The organism is Methylobacterium sp. E-005 (genome assembly GCF_022829725.1).
Taxonomy (GTDB): Bacteria; Pseudomonadota; Alphaproteobacteria; order Rhizobiales; family Beijerinckiaceae; genus Methylobacterium.
The window spans coordinates 1-316 of the sequence record NZ_JAKSYG010000002.1 but is presented as its reverse complement, the minus strand read 5'-3'; the positions used below and the strand labels follow the sequence as shown (position 1 = coordinate 316).

Genomic DNA, 316 nt, shown 5'->3' with positions numbered 1-316 from the left:
GGGCCAGCGAGGCGGCCTCGGGCGGCCTCCGTCCAGTCGGGGACGGGGCGCGGGCAGTCGCCGTACAGCGCGTCCGGAGACGGGCCGGCGACGGCGTTCAGGAATAGGGCGGATTCCGCCACCGTCAGGGTGAGCGGGCCGCGATGGGCCATGTACCGCAGCGGCGTCCGCGCGTCGGTTGGCAGCCAGCCGAAGGTCGGCTGGATGCCGAAGACGCCGCAGAACGACGATGGGATCCGGATCGAGCCCGCCCCGTCGGATCCCTCGTGCAGCACGCCCATGTTCAGGGCGGCGGCGACGCCGGCCCCGCCCGAGG

Annotated in this window: 1 protein-coding gene; it reads right to left on the bottom strand. The window is 75.0% G+C overall.

From position 1 onward, the window contains the following. Window positions 1–316, bottom strand: a 316-nt coding sequence (locus MKK88_RS00005) for an amidase family protein (RefSeq protein WP_243996478.1), incomplete at both ends; no start/stop codon positions are given.